Origin of the sequence: Prevotella sp. MGM2 (assembly GCF_002933955.1) — a bacterium.
GTDB lineage: Bacteria > Bacteroidota > Bacteroidia > Bacteroidales > Bacteroidaceae > Alloprevotella.
The window spans coordinates 1-522 of sequence record NZ_BEWW01000100.1; the positions used below are offsets into that span (position 1 = coordinate 1).

At 43.9% G+C, this 522-nt stretch carries 1 protein-coding gene and 1 pseudogene; both read right to left on the bottom strand.

The annotated features are described in order from the left end of the window. Window positions 1–150 (bottom strand): annotated as a pseudogene (locus tag C5S62_RS02195) (chloramphenicol acetyltransferase); the annotation flags it as partial. Between the two features lie 80 nt (window positions 151–230). Beyond that, the coding region (locus C5S62_RS02200; RefSeq protein WP_133159465.1) for a helix-turn-helix domain-containing protein at window positions 231–522 on the bottom strand (292 nt) is incomplete at its 5' end.

Consider the following 522-nt stretch of genomic DNA (forward strand, 5'->3'; position numbering starts at 1 on the left):
CATATTAAACTTCATGCCCGATTTCCGGCTGATTTTCACAAGGCGTGACACGTTGAGTGTCTTAAAGAACGTCACCATTGGCATAGGTGCGTTCATCCACATTTCAAAGGCGTATGCCCGGCTGGTTTCTTGGGGATTTACTTCTTTCATACTTAATGCTATTTTCATTTAATGAATCAGGTAGCAAAAGTAGGAGAAGCGTTTGCCCCCGGATAGAACAAACGGGACATTTATACGGGATTGGTGAACAAATCGGAATATGGATTTGATACTTTCAGCAAAGACACGGGCGTATATCCGCAGAATTTCTTGAACTCCCGGATAAAGTGCGACTGGTCGGCATAGCCGCTGGCGTATGCTATTTGTGCCTGATTAATTTCTTTGCCCGCTTGATGCTGCATCTGCGCCAAAGCCTTTTGGAAGCGGACGATACGGGTATATTCTTTGGGATTGATGCCTACAAATGAATGAAACAACCGCTCAAACTGTTTTTTACTTAGGCAGGCAATAGAAGATAATTCG